The 15253-nt window shown below is 55.0% G+C and carries 15 protein-coding genes; 8 read left to right on the plus strand and 7 right to left on the minus strand.

The genetic code is table 11. The features are described from left to right. Positions 1-24 precede the first annotated feature (24 nt). The 5 genes from TRICHSKD4_RS19260 to TRICHSKD4_RS19280 all read right to left on the minus strand — a co-directional run bounded on the left by TRICHSKD4_RS19260 (position 25) and on the right by TRICHSKD4_RS19280 (position 7138). Positions 25-4002: a lipopolysaccharide assembly protein LapB gene (locus tag TRICHSKD4_RS19260; protein ID WP_208993136.1), complete on the minus strand. Its 3978-nt coding sequence runs from the start codon at positions 4000-4002 to the stop codon at positions 25-27. Positions 4003-4095: 93 nt separating this feature from the next. After that, a complete protein-coding gene (locus tag TRICHSKD4_RS19265) occupies positions 4096-4854 on the minus strand; it encodes a MotE family protein (RefSeq protein ID WP_009468604.1) in 759 nt (252 codons plus the stop codon). Next, positions 4851-5390: a DUF6468 domain-containing protein gene (locus TRICHSKD4_RS19270; RefSeq protein WP_009468605.1), complete on the minus strand. Its 540-nt coding sequence runs from the start codon at positions 5388-5390 to the stop codon at positions 4851-4853. Before TRICHSKD4_RS19270 ends, TRICHSKD4_RS19265 begins: the two co-directional genes overlap by 4 nt. Continuing rightward, complete coding sequence (fliM, locus tag TRICHSKD4_RS19275) at positions 5387-6619, minus strand: flagellar motor switch protein FliM (RefSeq protein WP_009468606.1); 1233 nt, start codon at positions 6617-6619, stop codon at positions 5387-5389. Before fliM ends, TRICHSKD4_RS19270 begins: the two co-directional genes overlap by 4 nt. A 9-nt stretch (positions 6620-6628) precedes the next feature. Next, positions 6629-7138, minus strand: coding sequence for a flagellar basal body-associated FliL family protein (locus TRICHSKD4_RS19280; RefSeq protein ID WP_009468607.1), 510 nt, complete (start codon positions 7136-7138; stop codon positions 6629-6631). A gap of 273 nt (positions 7139-7411) precedes the next feature. On the opposite strand from TRICHSKD4_RS19280, the gene flgF reads away from it, so the two are divergent. The 4 genes from flgF to flgH are packed head-to-tail and all read left to right on the plus strand — an operon-like array spanning position 7412 to position 10702. Then, a complete protein-coding gene (gene flgF / locus TRICHSKD4_RS19285) occupies positions 7412-8152 on the plus strand; it encodes a flagellar basal-body rod protein FlgF (RefSeq protein ID WP_009468609.1) in 741 nt (246 codons plus the stop codon). 21 nt (positions 8153-8173) lie between these two features. Continuing rightward, the gene (gene flgG / locus TRICHSKD4_RS19290) at positions 8174-8956 is read left to right on the plus strand and encodes a flagellar basal-body rod protein FlgG (RefSeq protein WP_009468610.1); all 783 of its coding nucleotides are present in this window, start codon (positions 8174-8176) and stop codon (positions 8954-8956) included. 16 nt (positions 8957-8972) lie between these two features. Then, on the plus strand, positions 8973-9953 hold the full coding sequence (flgA, locus tag TRICHSKD4_RS19295; protein ID WP_009468611.1) for a flagellar basal body P-ring formation chaperone FlgA: 981 nt from the start codon (positions 8973-8975) through the stop codon (positions 9951-9953). Continuing rightward, positions 9950-10702, plus strand: coding sequence for a flagellar basal body L-ring protein FlgH (flgH, locus tag TRICHSKD4_RS19300; protein WP_009468612.1), 753 nt, complete (start codon positions 9950-9952; stop codon positions 10700-10702). Before flgA ends, flgH begins: the two co-directional genes overlap by 4 nt. A 212-nt stretch (positions 10703-10914) precedes the next feature. Here flgH and dksA read toward each other — a convergent pair whose 3' ends face one another. Continuing rightward, positions 10915-11331, minus strand: a complete 417-nt coding sequence (gene dksA / locus TRICHSKD4_RS19305; RefSeq protein WP_009468613.1) for an RNA polymerase-binding protein DksA — start codon at positions 11329-11331, stop codon at positions 10915-10917. Positions 11332-11495: 164 nt separating this feature from the next. Beyond that, positions 11496-11915 (minus strand): flagellar assembly protein FliX, encoded by a 420-nt coding sequence (locus TRICHSKD4_RS19310; RefSeq protein ID WP_009468614.1) that lies wholly within the window; start codon positions 11913-11915, stop codon positions 11496-11498. Between the two features lie 292 nt (positions 11916-12207). Here TRICHSKD4_RS19310 and TRICHSKD4_RS19315 point away from each other — a divergent pair, with 292 nt between their 5' ends. The 4 genes from TRICHSKD4_RS19315 to TRICHSKD4_RS19330 all read left to right on the plus strand — a co-directional run bounded on the left by TRICHSKD4_RS19315 (position 12208) and on the right by TRICHSKD4_RS19330 (position 14712). Then, complete coding sequence (locus tag TRICHSKD4_RS19315) at positions 12208-13344, plus strand: flagellar basal body P-ring protein FlgI (RefSeq protein WP_085979639.1); 1137 nt, start codon at positions 12208-12210, stop codon at positions 13342-13344. Beyond that, entirely contained in the window at positions 13344-13655 is a 312-nt protein-coding gene (locus TRICHSKD4_RS19320) for a rod-binding protein (protein ID WP_009468616.1), read from the plus strand. Before TRICHSKD4_RS19315 ends, TRICHSKD4_RS19320 begins: the two co-directional genes overlap by 1 nt. Then, positions 13652-14140 carry a flagellar protein FlgN gene (locus TRICHSKD4_RS19325; RefSeq protein WP_009468617.1) on the plus strand — a complete coding sequence of 163 codons (489 nt, stop codon included), beginning with the start codon at positions 13652-13654 and terminating at the stop codon, positions 14138-14140. Before TRICHSKD4_RS19320 ends, TRICHSKD4_RS19325 begins: the two co-directional genes overlap by 4 nt. Before the next feature lie 197 nt (positions 14141-14337). Beyond that, positions 14338-14712, plus strand: coding sequence for a hypothetical protein (locus TRICHSKD4_RS19330; protein ID WP_009468618.1), 375 nt, complete (start codon positions 14338-14340; stop codon positions 14710-14712). Positions 14713-15253: the final 541 nt, after the last annotated feature.

Here is a 15253-nt window from a genome sequence, read left to right on the forward strand (position 1 = left end):
CGACCAGACGCCCATTAAACAACCTTAACCGTTTTCGCTTTCCCCGGGAACCGCGGCTTGGTCGGCACTTGCCTGACTGCTTGGAGCCATGTACCGGCGACGATATTCTTCCATGAATGTCTCAAGGCTGTCGACGCCGGCAATGTTGTTTGCCACATCCATGAACTCGACACCTTGTGCTGAAATCGGGCGGGTCACGACTTCAAAAGCAAAAGCCTCAGGGCTATCGGCCATCTTGTTTGTGTATTTCGCCTGCAAGCGATTGAGGCTCAGCTCGTCACCCGCGAGAGAGTAGGCAATTGCGGAGCGGAGAATATCCCGGCGCTCCAAATCATCCAGCGGCACAGCGTCGGACCAGCGTGAACCCAGCATACCTTCAAGCTGTTCTCCGGCCTCGCGCCAGCTTTGCGCCGCCCAGAACGTATCAGCCCTGAGCCGGTCGACTTCAGCACCGCGCATGTTTCGAACCAGCTCCAGCGCCAGGTCAGGCCGCCCTGTTGCTGTGAGTGCGCGTGCCTGAACAATGTTCCGCTGCCGCTCCAGCTGCGGCGGCATACTGGATTGACGGGTCCGGTTGATAACACGCAAGGCCTCTTCCGGTTTGCGGTCCATCAAATAGATAGCACCTAGATCGGCAGCAATTTGCGCCCGAGCAGCCCCCTTCAGACGGTTGTCCACCTGATGCTGCAGAAGGTCGGTGGCCTGATCCAGCAGATCAACATCCATGAGACGGCGAGCCAGCTGCCGCACCATATCATCACCCTGGCGACCGATTGGCGTCATTTCCTTGAAATCGTAGTAAAGCGCCAGAGCCTTGACCGGAGACATTTCGTCCGCCTTGCCATCAAGGAACAGGGAAACGAACACGGCGTTCATTTCTTCCTGCAGCAAGCGGGTCGTATCGGAATCCGGATCTGCCTGTACCGCAGACTTCATAGCCTCAAAGGCTTCGCGATACCGGCCATTTTCGGCATAAAGTTGCGACAGGAAGCGAAGCGTTTTCAGCTCGGTTTCATCCCCGCGCCATGAAACAGAAAGTCGGGAGAGCTGATCAATGGCTTCATCAGCCGTTAACTCGCCATCGCGAAACCGGATGCGAATTGCACGGTAGGTTGCCTCTGAGGCTCTCGGACGATCAAGTGACCCTGCAACCAGCTCAAATACACGCAGCGCTTCTTCTGTCCGGCCAGACGCATCCGCAACACGGCCGCGCAGCAGATCATAGCGCGCGGCTTGAGAAGCGGTGATTTCACTCGGCTCAATTTCAGCAAGAAGCGTATTGGCCATGCCAAAATCGTTTGCCTCGACCATCGCGCGCGCTGCAGCCAGTTTGAATTCGGTCTGGATCGGGGTCGGATAAGTCCCGATAACGGACCGACCACGCGGCATCGCGATACGTGCCGCATTCCAGTTTTCCAGTTTCACATCGACAATAGTCTGCCAGACAGCTGCATCAGCGCTGCTGGTCAGACGCGGATGGCTTAGAAAGCCATGGGCGACTTGTGGTCGGTCAGCCATGGCTTCGGCCGCGCCCATCAACAGGTTGAAGGAACTGTCTGAGCCGATAGCCGGATCAGTTTCAAGGGCCAGCCGCATCAACCCTAGCGCCTCTTGCGGGAACTGATGTGCGAGATAAAAACGAGCCAGATTTATGATCGGCTGACGACGACGGCCTTCAGGAGCGCGGCTCAGCTTGTCCTGCAGGTCGATCAAACGGCTGCGATAGGTATCCGGGCTGGCGGTCGTCAAGGTAACGAACTCGACCGCATCAACGGCATCCGGGTCAACAATGGAACTGAAGACCCCGGTACCACCCTTCAAATGACGGTCAGACAGGGAGAGGCCGCGGTTCTTCTCGATAATGACATCGTCGCCCAAAATCTTGGCCTGCAAGCCATCCGACTTCGGAACAATCGCAATGCCCTGAGCTGAACTCAAAGCGTCCAAATCAACAAAGGACTGGGCTTTCAGAAGCCCCCGAGGAGGGCCCAAGCCCGTAACCAAAACAATCTTGTCACCGATAAACGGGTCATTGAGTTCGCGGATTGCACGCGGCTCTTTGTAGTTGATGCGAAGCACCGAACCGCCGTCCCCACGAACAGTTCGTTCCAGCTTCAGCGGGATTGATGGCTCAAGGATCATGTCGCCGATAACCAACGACCACGCATTTCCATCAGCCCCAACCGTTGCCAAAACCGGGTCCGCCAAGTCTACGCGGATGACCTGATGGTCAGAGTGTCGCTGGACGTCAATGTTTCGGGCCGTATCAGCAAGCGCGGACCGCATGCCACGGGTATCGATGGCCTTGTCCGTGTCGAAGACCATCCAGATGCTGTCAAACCGGCGAAAAATTGCACTTGGTGTTGGTTTGTCAAACGGGAAGACAACACGAACGGTTTTCCCGATCCGACGGGCTTCCGCGGCGATCATGTTCCGGGTCCGATCACCAACATTGGCCGGAGGTTGCTCGGGAGACGACCGTTGTTGTGGATAGTCTGCACCACCCTGCGCCCGCCAAGGCGCTGCGAGCGGATCTTGAGCAGGCAGAACCAACGGCGGCGGAAGATCATTTCCCAAATCACTCGAAGCTGGAACCGGCTCGGGCTGCGGCGCTGTCTGCACCTCTTGCGTATCTGTGACCGCTTCTTCTGGAGCGGTTGATACGGTTGGAACATCTGCATTTTGTGGCTGCCCACCACCAAGAGGCATAGCAAGGCTAGCCGCTTCAGCGTCCGTGATCTGCTCGCCAGCAAATTGGGGAATAGCCGCCGTGATATCTGCCTCATCAAACTCGACAGCTTCAAAGGTATCGAAATCGCCTGCAGTTGCCACCTCATCAGCGGAAGCCGTTTCAATCACCGCTTGCGGTTTTGAACGCGGCATCATTGGCTGAGACTGGGTGACCGCTGTGACTTCATTTGGCTCTGAAGTATCGTTGACTGATGTAACCTCTGTGGCTGCCGATGTATCAGATGCCGGGTCCAACATCTGAGCTGCAGGCATTTCAGTTGCTTCATCAGCTTGATTGCCATCCATCCGCTCACCCGGCGCGTTGATGACAGCGGAGCGCTCACCAGCCCCCTCTTCACCAATCCGCGATTGGAACGCCTGATTGACTGGGTCAAGCGGATCATTCGATTGCGGGGTGACGTCAACCACATAGGTCAAATCCTCCCTGAATGCACGAATATCGACCGTGGGGTCGATGCGCATCAAGAACTTCAATTTGCCCTGATCAACAAAAGCATTGGCGTCTACGATCCCCGGCGGCGGGTCGGAGAGCAGCTCGGCGAGATCTAGTTTGGCTTCATGATTGAAGGTGACTCGTATGTAGTCTTCTTCACGAACAAATGCCGTGTCGAAGCCGGTCGACCAATCAAATACCAAGCGCGTGAATGTCGGATGCCGGCCTACCTTAAGGTCAACTCGGGGAGGCGCCTGATTGGTCATGCGCTCCTGCTCAAGGGCCTTCACCTTGCGAAGTGCAGCTTCTGCGCGTTTCGCCAGTTCCCGAACAACATCATCCGGCAACCCCGGCGGAAGGCCACGCCAATTGGCCGGCAAAATATCGATAAACAGTTTCTCGCCTGCTTCCAGCGTGTTGATTTGAAACTGCTTCTTCATCGCAAAACGAATTGCACTTCCATCCGGGTCCCGGCGGGCAATCGAGATGTAATCCGGAAGGTTGAGCGGCGCGTCATCTACCCGGATATCGACCGGGTTCTGGAAGGAAATACGCAGAACACTACCGGTTACCACAGCATCATAAGTTGGCAGCAGTGTCCGATCTGAGAACGTCAGAACCATCCGTCCATACCCCTCACCGGGCATGGATTGAAAAGTGACTGACTCGGGCGTCTGAGCTGAAACGCTCGCGGAAAATGACAAGCTGGCAGCCGCTGAAAACAGAACCGCAAATACGAGTGTCCACAGAGAGAAAATTCCTCTCTTCACGCTGCTCTCAGCGTCTATGAACTTCTTGCTGCGACCCTTGTACGGCACCTTTGCCTATCCCCGGCTTACTCCAACGCTCTATGTTAACGGAAATGACCTTAACGCAGGCTTACGCCACTCACTAAAACCCCAGACAATTGGCTAGTTTGACTGGATTTTTGGAAGTTCGTCCGCCTGTGCTTGTGTTTCCGGTTCTGGCTCTGCAGGAGCGGCGTTGCTGCTGGCGATCGCCACCGTCAGACGTTCCGCTGCTTCCGGGTCCATTCGACCCAAGATATCAGCCATTTTTTTCGGCTTCATCTGGCGAACGACCTTCAACAAGACAGGCATGCTCAGCCGGTTGAAAATTCGAGCTGCATTCTTTGGCTTCATGTTCTCATACATGGACACCAGTCCCGCGAGCTCACTCTCTTCCTGCTTTTGCTTTTCCTGAAGCGCAGACTCAATTCGCTCTTCCAGAGCTTTTAACTCTTCAACACGCTTGTCGATCCGCTCTTCCGTGGCTTGAAGCAGCTTTTCTCTCAAATCGAGCTGACCTTCCTGCTCGTTGAGAGATTGACGCCGTTTTCCAAGGCTCTCCAGAACCGCCCGTTCAGCTGCGGACCCACCAATTTCCAAAGAATCCGGAAAAGGACCGGCCCCATCTTCGGCCACTTCAGCTCCCTCACCAGCGCCTTCTTCGCCGCCTTTTCCTGGAGCACCGTCAGCAGTATCAGCTTCGCCTTCAACGGGAGCTTCGCCATCTGGCGAAGCCTCGCCTACGCCTTGCTCTGCCTCTTGAGCAACCGCTTCCTTGATTGGCAAAACTGGACCGTCCGACCCAAACGTCAGGCCGAGCAGTTTCAGGGCCAGCAAAGCACCGGCCGAAATCGCCAATAGAGGAAGCAGCCTTACATTCATGCAGCTGCACCTTCAGACCGTCTGCGGAACCGCTCAAGGCGCGCTGTTACTTCAGCGGCAGCATTGCGGATTTCGTCGGCGCGAGATCCCCGGCTTGGAGCGGGTGCAGGAGCCGGTTCATGGGCCGCAGCACGAGGTTCATGGATATCCTGATGGACAGCAGCAGCCGGAGCTCTGCTTGCGGCAACTCTCTGCGCATTTCCGCCGCGAGCAGCTTCTGCGATCTGGCTGATTTTGCTGAAAATTTTCTCACCCTCATGAACCTGGCCAGCAAGCTCACGGGACATCTTTTCAGCCTCATTCATGCGTGCTCCGAGGGTCTTGTCGGCTTCGGATGCCGTAGACTTCAAACCCAAAATGGCGCGCTCTGCGATTTCTGTTGCCGTCATCAACTCCGAAATCGTCGCACGGAGCGTTTCTTCATCAGCCCGTAAGCGCTGCAAGCGGTTGTTCAAAACCCAGCAGTAGCCAATTGTTACCAACAAAAGGACGGCTACCAAGAGCTCAATAATCGTTCCAATTGGCAAGGTGCTCATGATTGCTCCATGGTATCGCTTTGCATTGCACGCTCGAACGCTGCATATGTCATTTTTGGTTTTCTCAGGTTTTTCGTGACCTGAATTGCGATGGCATCTTCTGCCTTGCCCATCGTGCCTTCAGTCAACGGAACGTTGCCGCACTTCAGGGTGACAGGATCAGTTGGCTCAATATCGAAAACAAGCGTCTGTCCGACATCAAGATTCATGACCCTCCCAAGTGGAAGATGTGTTTCGTAGAGAACCGCATCGACTTCAACCTCGGCGGCGTGAACTTCTGTGGCCAAGTGACCTTCCCAGATCGGATCACGCCCGAATTTCTCACCCATGAACATCTGAAGCAGCAGATCACGGATCGGCTCCAGTGTTGCATAAGGCATCATGATCTCGACGGTGCCGCCGCGATCTTCCATATCGATCCGCAGTTCAACCAGGATCGCTGCGTTTGCCGGGCGGGAAATCGCCGCAAAACGAGGATTTGTCTCCAGCCGCTCCATAGTGAAATGAACCGGGGATAACGGCGCAAAAGCCTGCTCCGCATCCTGAAGGATCAAGGAAACCATCTGTTGAACGAGGTTGGTTTCAATGGTCGTATATGGGCGGCCTTCAACACGAACTGCTGTAGCTCCGCGTCCGCCACCCAAAAGCACATCAATGATCGAATAGATCAGGCTGGATTCAACCGTGATCATTCCAAATCCGTCCCACTCCTCGGCTTTGAACACCCCGAGGATGGCCGGCAGCGGAATTGAGTTCAGGTAGTCCCCAAATCGAACAGAACTGATGGAATCGAGTGAAACCTCAACGTTGTCCGATGTAAAATTACGCAAGGATGTCGTTGTCAGACGCACAAGGCGGTCAAACACGATCTCCAACATCGGCAGACGTTCATAAGAGACCATCGCCGAGTTGATCAGCGCCCGGATACCGCTTTGGTCGCCTGCAATTGTGTCTTCGACATTAAACCCGAGGAGGTTGTCGATTTCCTCCTGGTTCAAAATCCGGTCGGCGCCGCGTGTTGCGTCTTCCAGTTCCGGCTCGCTGTCATCCACCATAGCCGCCCACTGGGCTGCCATATCGTCAGAGCCTTCTACGCCCTGCTCTTCCAGAGCCGCGCCCCACGCGGCTGCAAGATCATCATCTTCGTCCTCACCAGCGCCCTGCTCTGCAAGTGCAGCACCCCAGGCATCGGCCATATCTTCATCAGAAATGTCGTCTTCTTCCGCCATATCGCACCATCACTGCACGAGGATTTCCTTGAAAAGGACCCCGTCGACCCGCGCCGGATAAACCGACAAGTTGATGCGCCTGAGCAATTCTTCCTTCAGACGAAACAAACCTGCAGACCCTTCTAGATCCGCTGGACGTAATTCCCGGAGATAAATCTGGAATGCATCCAGAATTCTCGGGAGGAAAGGCTCGATCTGAGCGACCGTTTCCTCATCCTTGACTTCAAGAGCGATGCGAACCTTGAGATAGGTTGTCCGCCCGTCCGTTGACAAATTCACCGTCATCTCCGGCAAGTCATAAAAGACCACCGGCTCTTGAACTTCTGGAACGGGCTGCCCCGGTTCACCTGCAGGTGCTTCCGGTTCACCTCCCATAAACAGGAAGAAATAGGCTGCACCACCAGCCGCAAGCAAAACAACAAGCCCGATCGCACCAAAGAGGATCAGCTTCTTTTTGCCACCACCGCCCTCGGCACCTTCTTCGCCTTCTTCTTCTGCAGCGGCATTTTCGTCGGCCATCCGTTCCTCATCCAATCTTGCGCGCACGCGTGATTAGTATCTAAAGAGTTAATGATTAACATTCGTTACCAAAAGGTTAACGAAGCGCACCCGGCAATTCTTGCCAACCGGTTAAACTTTGCCGGAATTCTTTGCCCCTCGCACCCCGACAAGTTTCCTTTTACCCAATTTTTTCAGCAACTTGGAAATTGGCACGGTTCTGGCATTAACCATGTCGAGCAGGCGGTCTGGGGAGACCAAGCGCTCGTCGGGGAGCAAAAGGAACCGTTAATAATGGAGAATGCGCAACTCATCGCGCTCTCGCGCCAGTCAGCTTTGCGGAATCAGCTGAACGTTGTGGCCAACAACATGGCCAACATCAACACAGGTGGTTTCAAGGCACAGCGTCTGCTGTTTGAAGAATACGTCATGCCGGTCGCTGAAGCGACTGAGTTTAATCGGCGTGACCATGACCTGTTTTATGTCCAGGACTACGGCACACGAACCGAATTCATGCCGGGCAGCATTAAGCTGACGGGCAATGAGCTAGACATTGCCATCGAAGGTGATGGCTTCTTTGTGGTTCAGACTGCTGACGGCGGTGAAGCCTACACACGCAATGGCGGGTTTACGCTTGATGAAGCCGGACAGCTGGTCACACCGAATGACAAGCCGGTTTTGACGGAAGGTGGACCGATCAACTTCACCACTGCCGACGGCAAGATCGATATTTCCCGTGACGGCACGATCTCTACCGAACTCGGTGTTCGTGGCCGTATCCGGGTGGTGAACTTTGATAACCCGCAAAATCTTGTCCAGATGGGCGACAACCTGTTTCAGGGGGAAAACGCAATCCCCAACGCCAAGGTGCGTGTGACACAGGGCGCTATCGAACAATCAAACGTGGAAGGCGTGGTCGAGGTTACCCGACTGATCGAGATCACGCGCGCCTACACCACGGTCAGCAAGATGATCAAGGACGCCGACGAGCTGCGCCAAAAGGCGATTTCAACTCTTGGCCGGCTTGAAGCCTGACCCCGCATAAGGATCTGAACCATGAAAGCACTCCATATTGCGGCAACGGGCATGAAGGCCCAGGAACGCAACGTTGAAGTTATCTCAAACAACGTCGCCAACCTGCGAACCACGGGTTACAAGCGCCAGCGCGTCGATTTTCAGGATTTGATGTACCAGAACCTGCGCCGTGCAGGGTCTGAAACGTCAACAGCCGGAACGATTGTTCCAACCGGCGTCCAGATCGGATCGGGCGTCAAGGTTGCAGCCACATCGCGCATCATGAGTCAGGGCGCGGTTGAACAAACCGGCAAGGATCTCGATCTGGCTGTTCGCGGTGAAGGCTTCTTTCAAATCGAGATGCCGGACGGAACAACAGCCTACACACGCGATGGCTCCTTTGAGCGCGATCCAAATGGCACGCTGGTGACGGTGGACGGCTACACGGTCGTCCCCGGCATCACCATTCCGGAAGATTCTCGAAACATCACGATTTCGACAGATGGCACCGTTTCAGCCGTGGACGCAGGCGGCGCAACGGTCAATCTGGGCCAAATCCAGCTGGCCCGTTTCGTCAACAAGGCAGGCCTTGAAGCCATTGGCGACAACCTCTTCTACGAAACTGAAGCCAGCGGACCAGCTCAGGTCGACAACCCGGGCGGCAATGGCTTTGGCAACGTACAGCAGTACTTCCTTGAAATGGCGAACGTGGATGCGGTTACAGAAATTGCCGATCTGATTTCTGCGCAGCGTGCCTACGAGATGAATTCTCGTGTCATCAAGGCTGCGGACGAAATGTACTCCACCACTTCGAACCTGCGCTAACAGAAGGATCCTGATCATGAAAATGTTTCGCATCCTCCTTTGCGCCGCCGTTGCCCTAGCTGGCTCGGCATCGCTTGCATATGCCAACCAACGCCCTGTTTTGCGCTCAGAAGTTCATACGCTTTCAGAAATCGTGACAGTCGGGGATTTCTACTCAAACGCAGGAAGCATCGCCTCGAAGCCGCTCTTCCGCTCACCAGACCTCGGCACCCACGGCACCGTTCCAGCTCAAAGCGTTGCTGATCGCGCGCGTGCTGCAGGCCTAACCGAGGCTGCAACAGACGGACTGCGGTTTGTAACAGTACACCGCCGCGCCGAAGTCTTTGATCGGGCTCGCTTGAGTGCACTTGTTGCAGACACCTTGGTCGGACAAGACGCCAGCCTGACACCGCAAGACCTCAAAATCACGCTGTTTGATGTGACTGGCACCATTCTCGCCAACCCGGCAGCAGAAAAGCTGGTTGAAGTGAAAAACATCCTCTGGTCCCGATCAGATGGCCGGTTCAACGTTCGGTTTTCCTTTGCAGGTGAATTTGGGCGCCAAAACGTGTCCCTGTCCGGGCACGCACAGGAAATGCTGGAAGTCACAACGCTGCTGCAACCACTCAGAAGCGGACAGGTTTTGCGCCTTGAGGATATGACAACAACGCGGCTGCCGCGCACCAAAGTGCCAGCCAACGCCGTCACAGATCCAAAGCAGATCGCTGGCCTTGCCGCCCGCACAGGCCTTCGCGCCAACATGCCCTTGGTGCGCAACGATTTTGCCAAGCCGGTTCTGATCTCCCGCGGGGAAAAAGTCAGCATCACCTATATGGTTGGCGGCATGAAGCTCACCACCCGCGGCCGTGCAATGGATGACGGTGCATTGGGTGACCCAATCGACATTAAAAATCTCGACTCCGGCCGTATTGTTCCGGCCATGGTCCGCTCGCGGGGGCAAGTCCTCGCCCAACCGGCAAGCGCCCAACTCGCACGCGTGGAAGGACAAATTCAATGAGCCGCACTCGCCCCCTCACCCGTCTTTCCCTTTGCGTCCTGACGGCTACAATGCTGACAGCCTGCGGAACCGCAGACAAACTTTCCCAAGTTGGCAAGGCCCCTGCCCTGAATGCAATCCAGGACCCAACAACAACACCCGGTTACCGGCCGGTCCAAATGCCGATGCCGGAACCACAGCAAGCTCATTATAGCCCGAATTCCCTGTGGCGCTCCGGTAACCGGGCATTCTTTGAAGACCAGCGCGCCAATCAGGTCGGCGATATTCTGACCGTTCTGGTGACGATTGCTGACAAGGCCGAGATTGATAACAAGACAGAGCGCAAGCGCGAGGACACGAGCAACACAGGTGCTGGCGGTGTACTTGGCTCCCAGATCGAACAATGGGTCCTGCCAGATGCCGCTTCGGCAAGTGCGCTCGCCTCTATCAATTCTTCAACGGACTTCTCCGGCGAAGGCTCGGTGGATCGTGAAGAAAAACTTCAAACCACAGTCGCTGCCGTCGTGACCCAGGTTCTTCCGAACGGCAACATGGTCATCGAAGGTCGGCAAGAGGTTCGCGTGAACTTTGAGGTTCGCGAGCTGATTGTCGCCGGCATCGTTCGACCGGAAGACATTGCCTCCAACAACACAATTGCCAGCGAGAAGATTGCTGAAGCGCGCATCGGATATGGCGGACGCGGCCAGATCACCGATGTCCAGCAACCGCGATACGGCAGTCAGGTCATGGACATCCTCCTGCCCTTCTAACGCTACCAACCCAACAACGCAGCCGGTCTTCCGGCTGCAGTCTCCCCCAGCTGTGTTAGGCAGGCATTCTAGAAGCCAGCTTATTCGCAGCCGATTGAAGGCACGGCGTCTCGCTCCCCGAGCGCCGTGCCGACATTCCCCGAAACTACGGACAAAAATACCCTCTCCGCTAAAGCGAAGAGGGTTTCAAAATTTGTGGTGAAACCGGAAAATCAGTCGTCCCGATAAACCTTTTCGCGACGCTCGTGCGCTTCTTGCGCCTCGATAGAGAGCGTTGCAATGGGACGCGCTTCCAAACGCCGCAATGAAATCGGCTCTCCCGTCTCCTCGCAATAGCCATAGTTGCCATCCGCGATCCGGTCCAACGCCGCATCAATCTTGGAGATCAGCTTTCTCTGACGATCCCTTGCGCGAAGTTCAATCGAACGATCCGTTTCAGATGATGCCCTGTCCGCCAGATCAGGGTGGTTCTGGCTCTCTTCCTGCAGATTAGCCAGCGTCTCCTTGCTTTCCAGCAAGATCTCATCTTTCCACGCGAGCAGCTTGTTTTTGAAGTACTCGCGCTGACGATCATTCATGAACGGCTCGTCTTCGGTGGGGCGGTACTCAGACTCAATTTCAACCGTCATCGATAGCTCCAGATTACCGTTGGTGCGGGCAGAATATATAACTCGACAGGAGCTACGACAACGTTATTTCGGTAAAATTTGCATTGTTGAAAAATGTTTTGTTTCAAATACTTGCCAGAAGGTGAACATTTTACCTGCAGCTTACCACCCGACAAAACCGCAGGTTATCGCTCGAATCGACCTAATTTCGCCAGCTCAACTTTTACGCGAAGCTCTATCTCATCAATGACCCCATCAATCTGTGGATCACCACTTTCAATCCGGTTTTCTACCTCGTTTGCAAGAGCCTCGAGTTTGTCTTCCGGCACCAAACCTCCGAGCAATTCAGCGCGCAACGCCTCCAATCCGTCCAGCAAGGAATGACCACGGCGTGTTGCCTGCGAATGCTGCTCATTTCGCGGCAGGACTTCCTGCAAAGACAGCAAGGCGTCCATTCCTTGAATAGACGTCCCACCTGTCACAGCCCCAGCAGATGAAGCCCCATCCCCCATGTCCGGCTGAAAGGTGGCCCCATCTCCGCCGACCTTCTTTTTGCCACCACGGCCCTGGACACCGGATATTGGGTTTTTGCCTGTAATTCGCATTTCTTCTGATCCGTTTCACAAAAGGCCCTGATAGAAGGCCGAACTGTCAGTTCTTGCCCAACAGGGTAATTGAGTCCGCGCAAATGCGGCAAGTTTTGCCGAGCACTCTACACCAAATCGACCACAACTCGGCCCTTAGCAAGAGGAACAGGTCTGTTTTTCGCAGAAATGCGCTGGTTTGAACGGGGGATAACCCGCCGCCACCACAATACCTGAAACTGGCACGCTTCTCGCATCTAGCTTTGCAACATCGCCTGTGAACCACCTTTTGGATATGCCAGAAACCATGAAAATGCCGAACACATCGCGCAGCCGACTTGTCAGCAGCTTTCTGAAAGTGGCGATATTGGCCTGCGCCACCTTGTACATTACAGCGCCCGCTCATTCGGCCTCGCGGATCAAGGACATTGCCGATTTCGAGGGCATTCGTGAAAACCAACTGATTGGATACGGGCTTGTTGTCGGTCTCAATGGCACGGGCGACACCTTGCGCAATGCACCTTTCACCCGGCAAAGCTTGCAGGCCATGCTGGAGCGCTTGGGCGTGAACACCCGCGGCGTGGACTTGAACACAAACACCGTGGCCGCGGTTATGGTAACCGCCAATCTGCCGCCATTTGCCACGCAAGGTACGCGGATCGACGTGAATGTCAGCGCGCTTGGTAACTCAGGCTCTTTGCAAGGCGGAACTTTGCTGGTCACCCCACTGGTCGCTGCTGACGGGGAGGTCTATGCGATTGCCCAAGGTTCAGTCGCAATCGGCGGCTTTGCAGCCCAGGCAGACGCAGCTTCCGTCACACGCGGCGTCCCAACATCTGGCCGCATTGCAAATGGTGCATTGGTGGAGCGCGAAGTTGAGTTCAAACTCGCTTCACTTACGACACTGCGCCTTGCCCTTAGAAATCCGGACCTGACGACCGCCCGCCGCGTCGCCCTTTCAATCAATGAGTTGATCGGGTTTCCGACTGCAGAACCGCTTGATCCGGGCACGGTTCGCATTGATCTGCCGCGTGAGTTCTCCGGCAACATTGTCGACCTTTTGACCGACATTGAGCAGTTGATCGTCCAACCCGACATGATTGCCCGCGTCGTGATTGACGAAAATTCCGGCATCATTGTCATGGGACAAGAAGTGAAAGTCTCCACTGTCGCCGTAGCGCAGGGCAACCTTACTGTGACGATCGCCGAGACACCTGAGGTCGTGCAGCCCCTACCCTTTGCCAATGGCGAAACAGCCGTTGTGCCGCGCTCGGAACTCCTCGTGAACGATGATCCGGATGCCAAACTCGCGATTGTTCCGGACACCGTCACCTTGAAACAGCTGGTCGATGGCTTGAACGCCCTGGGTATCGGGCCACGCGACATGATCTCCATTTTGCAGGCCATCAAGGCATCTGGTGCCCTTCAAGCAGAGATTGAGGTGCTGTGATGATGGAAGCAGTCCAAGCAAACTCCGCCCAGAAAGATCCACGCAGCGTTCTTCAGGGGATCGACGGATCTAACAAGTCGGCCGCCAAGAAAGCCGCCAAGGAGTTTGAAGCCGTTTTCCTGAACAACATGCTGCAAATGATGTTCACCGGACTGGAAGAAGGTGGAACCTGGGGCGCTGGAAATGGCGCAGAAGCCTGGCGCGGCCTCTTGGTCAATGAATATGCGGAGTCGATAGCAGATGCAGGCGGTATTGGCCTGGCAGATGCGGTCGAACGAGAATTACTAGCCCTTCAGGAAGCATCACAATGACAGCACCAAGCCCGAAACCGGATCTTCCCTTTTCTCTTGATCGCCCATCCAGCCCGCCCGAAGCCGAACAATTCTGTCTGGCAATGGTCAATACGATGGAGCAACTCCTGTCCGTTATTGAACGGGAAACGGAACTTGTGCGCTCGGGAAGCCTCAAGGAAGCTGGCGTCCTGCAGCCGGAGAAGGCTCGGCTGATCCATGAATACACGCGCGGCATGATGTGCGCGAAGCAACATGCCATCGCGCTTGGCAATCTAGCGCCAGCTGCTGCTGACCGCCTCCGCCGCCAACATGCAGAGTTCCAACCGGTCTTGCGGATCAATCTGGCAGTACTGGCCACAGCGCGCGAAGTGACCAATGATATTGTGTCCACTGTTGCCAAGGCCGTTGGCGCTCGCCGACAAACGTCGACCTACGGCCCCGGAGGCCAAGCACCGGGCGCCGCTTCCGCAGCAGAAGGGATCGCAATCAACCGATCCCTATAGGGCAAGCACCGAGACTTGAGCTAAAAAATACATAAATTCAAAATCTAAGATATTGTAATGGCGAAATTTTTCGCCATTGCGCACCTATTTCGTAGCAATCATTAAAATTGTAGCGGTTTTCGCAAACCGATATTCAGCGTTTGCCCGTATCCTCGTCCACGTGGGTCAAATGGACTCAACACCCGGAGGACAGGACAATGGAAACGGGTTTTGCCCGGGCGCCATTGCCGTCATACACGGCGATCACGCCAGCAACCCGGGCCCCGGAACGGACGACACCAGCGGCACGAACGGAGTTGCCTGCTGGCAAGACCGTTCCCCCGGCTCAGGAGCTAGATGAAGCTCGTCGCGCGGCGGACAATGGTGCCAAGTCGGAAACAGGCGCTGTCGTGCGCGAGGTCGAACGCAAGAACGTGATTGACCCGGAAAGCGACAGCATGATCTTTATCGCCACGGATACCCAATCCGGCGAAGTGGTTGTGCAGCTGCCGAGCGAAACAAGATTGAAGCTTCGCGCCTATGTAAAGGCCGTCGAAGAACAAACAGCTCAAAAAACAAACCGCGTGGTGTAAGCCTCGGCTTATGCCGATTGTGCCGACTGCGCGGTTCCTATTCGCTTTAGCGCTCTCCTGACATTTAAGTTTCATTCGAACAAACTTGCAGCCGTGACTGCCTGTGTGCGTACGCGCAAACCTGTCTAAACGACACAAAACAGACCAGTCAGCTGCTCCCCTTCCCCGCCAAACTCCCACTTACGCCCAAAGGTTTTGGTCATTATGGCGCCACTGTGCTTGCATTTTCGACTTAAAACCCGACCTCATCTGGCGTAAGTCTTTAAATTCGCCAGCATATTTTTTTGACCTGACGCAGATGCTATTTTTCGAAAAACTTAACTGGCTTGGCACACACAAAAGCCGAAAGTCGGTTCGCGCATCAAAAGCTTAACATTGGCTTACACCCCGCCAGCGCAAACCAAAATCCCCATACTAGCTATAAGGCATTGAAAATACGAACAAAAAACGACTCTAACGCCCGACAACTCAGTAAAATCTGAATACAATTAGATTCATATTTTAATTGCATTTTATTTACCATCAAAATTCACTGTATTTA

Origin of the sequence: Roseibium sp. TrichSKD4 (assembly GCF_000148725.1) — a bacterium.
In the GTDB taxonomy this organism is placed as follows: domain Bacteria; phylum Pseudomonadota; class Alphaproteobacteria; order Rhizobiales; family Stappiaceae; genus Roseibium.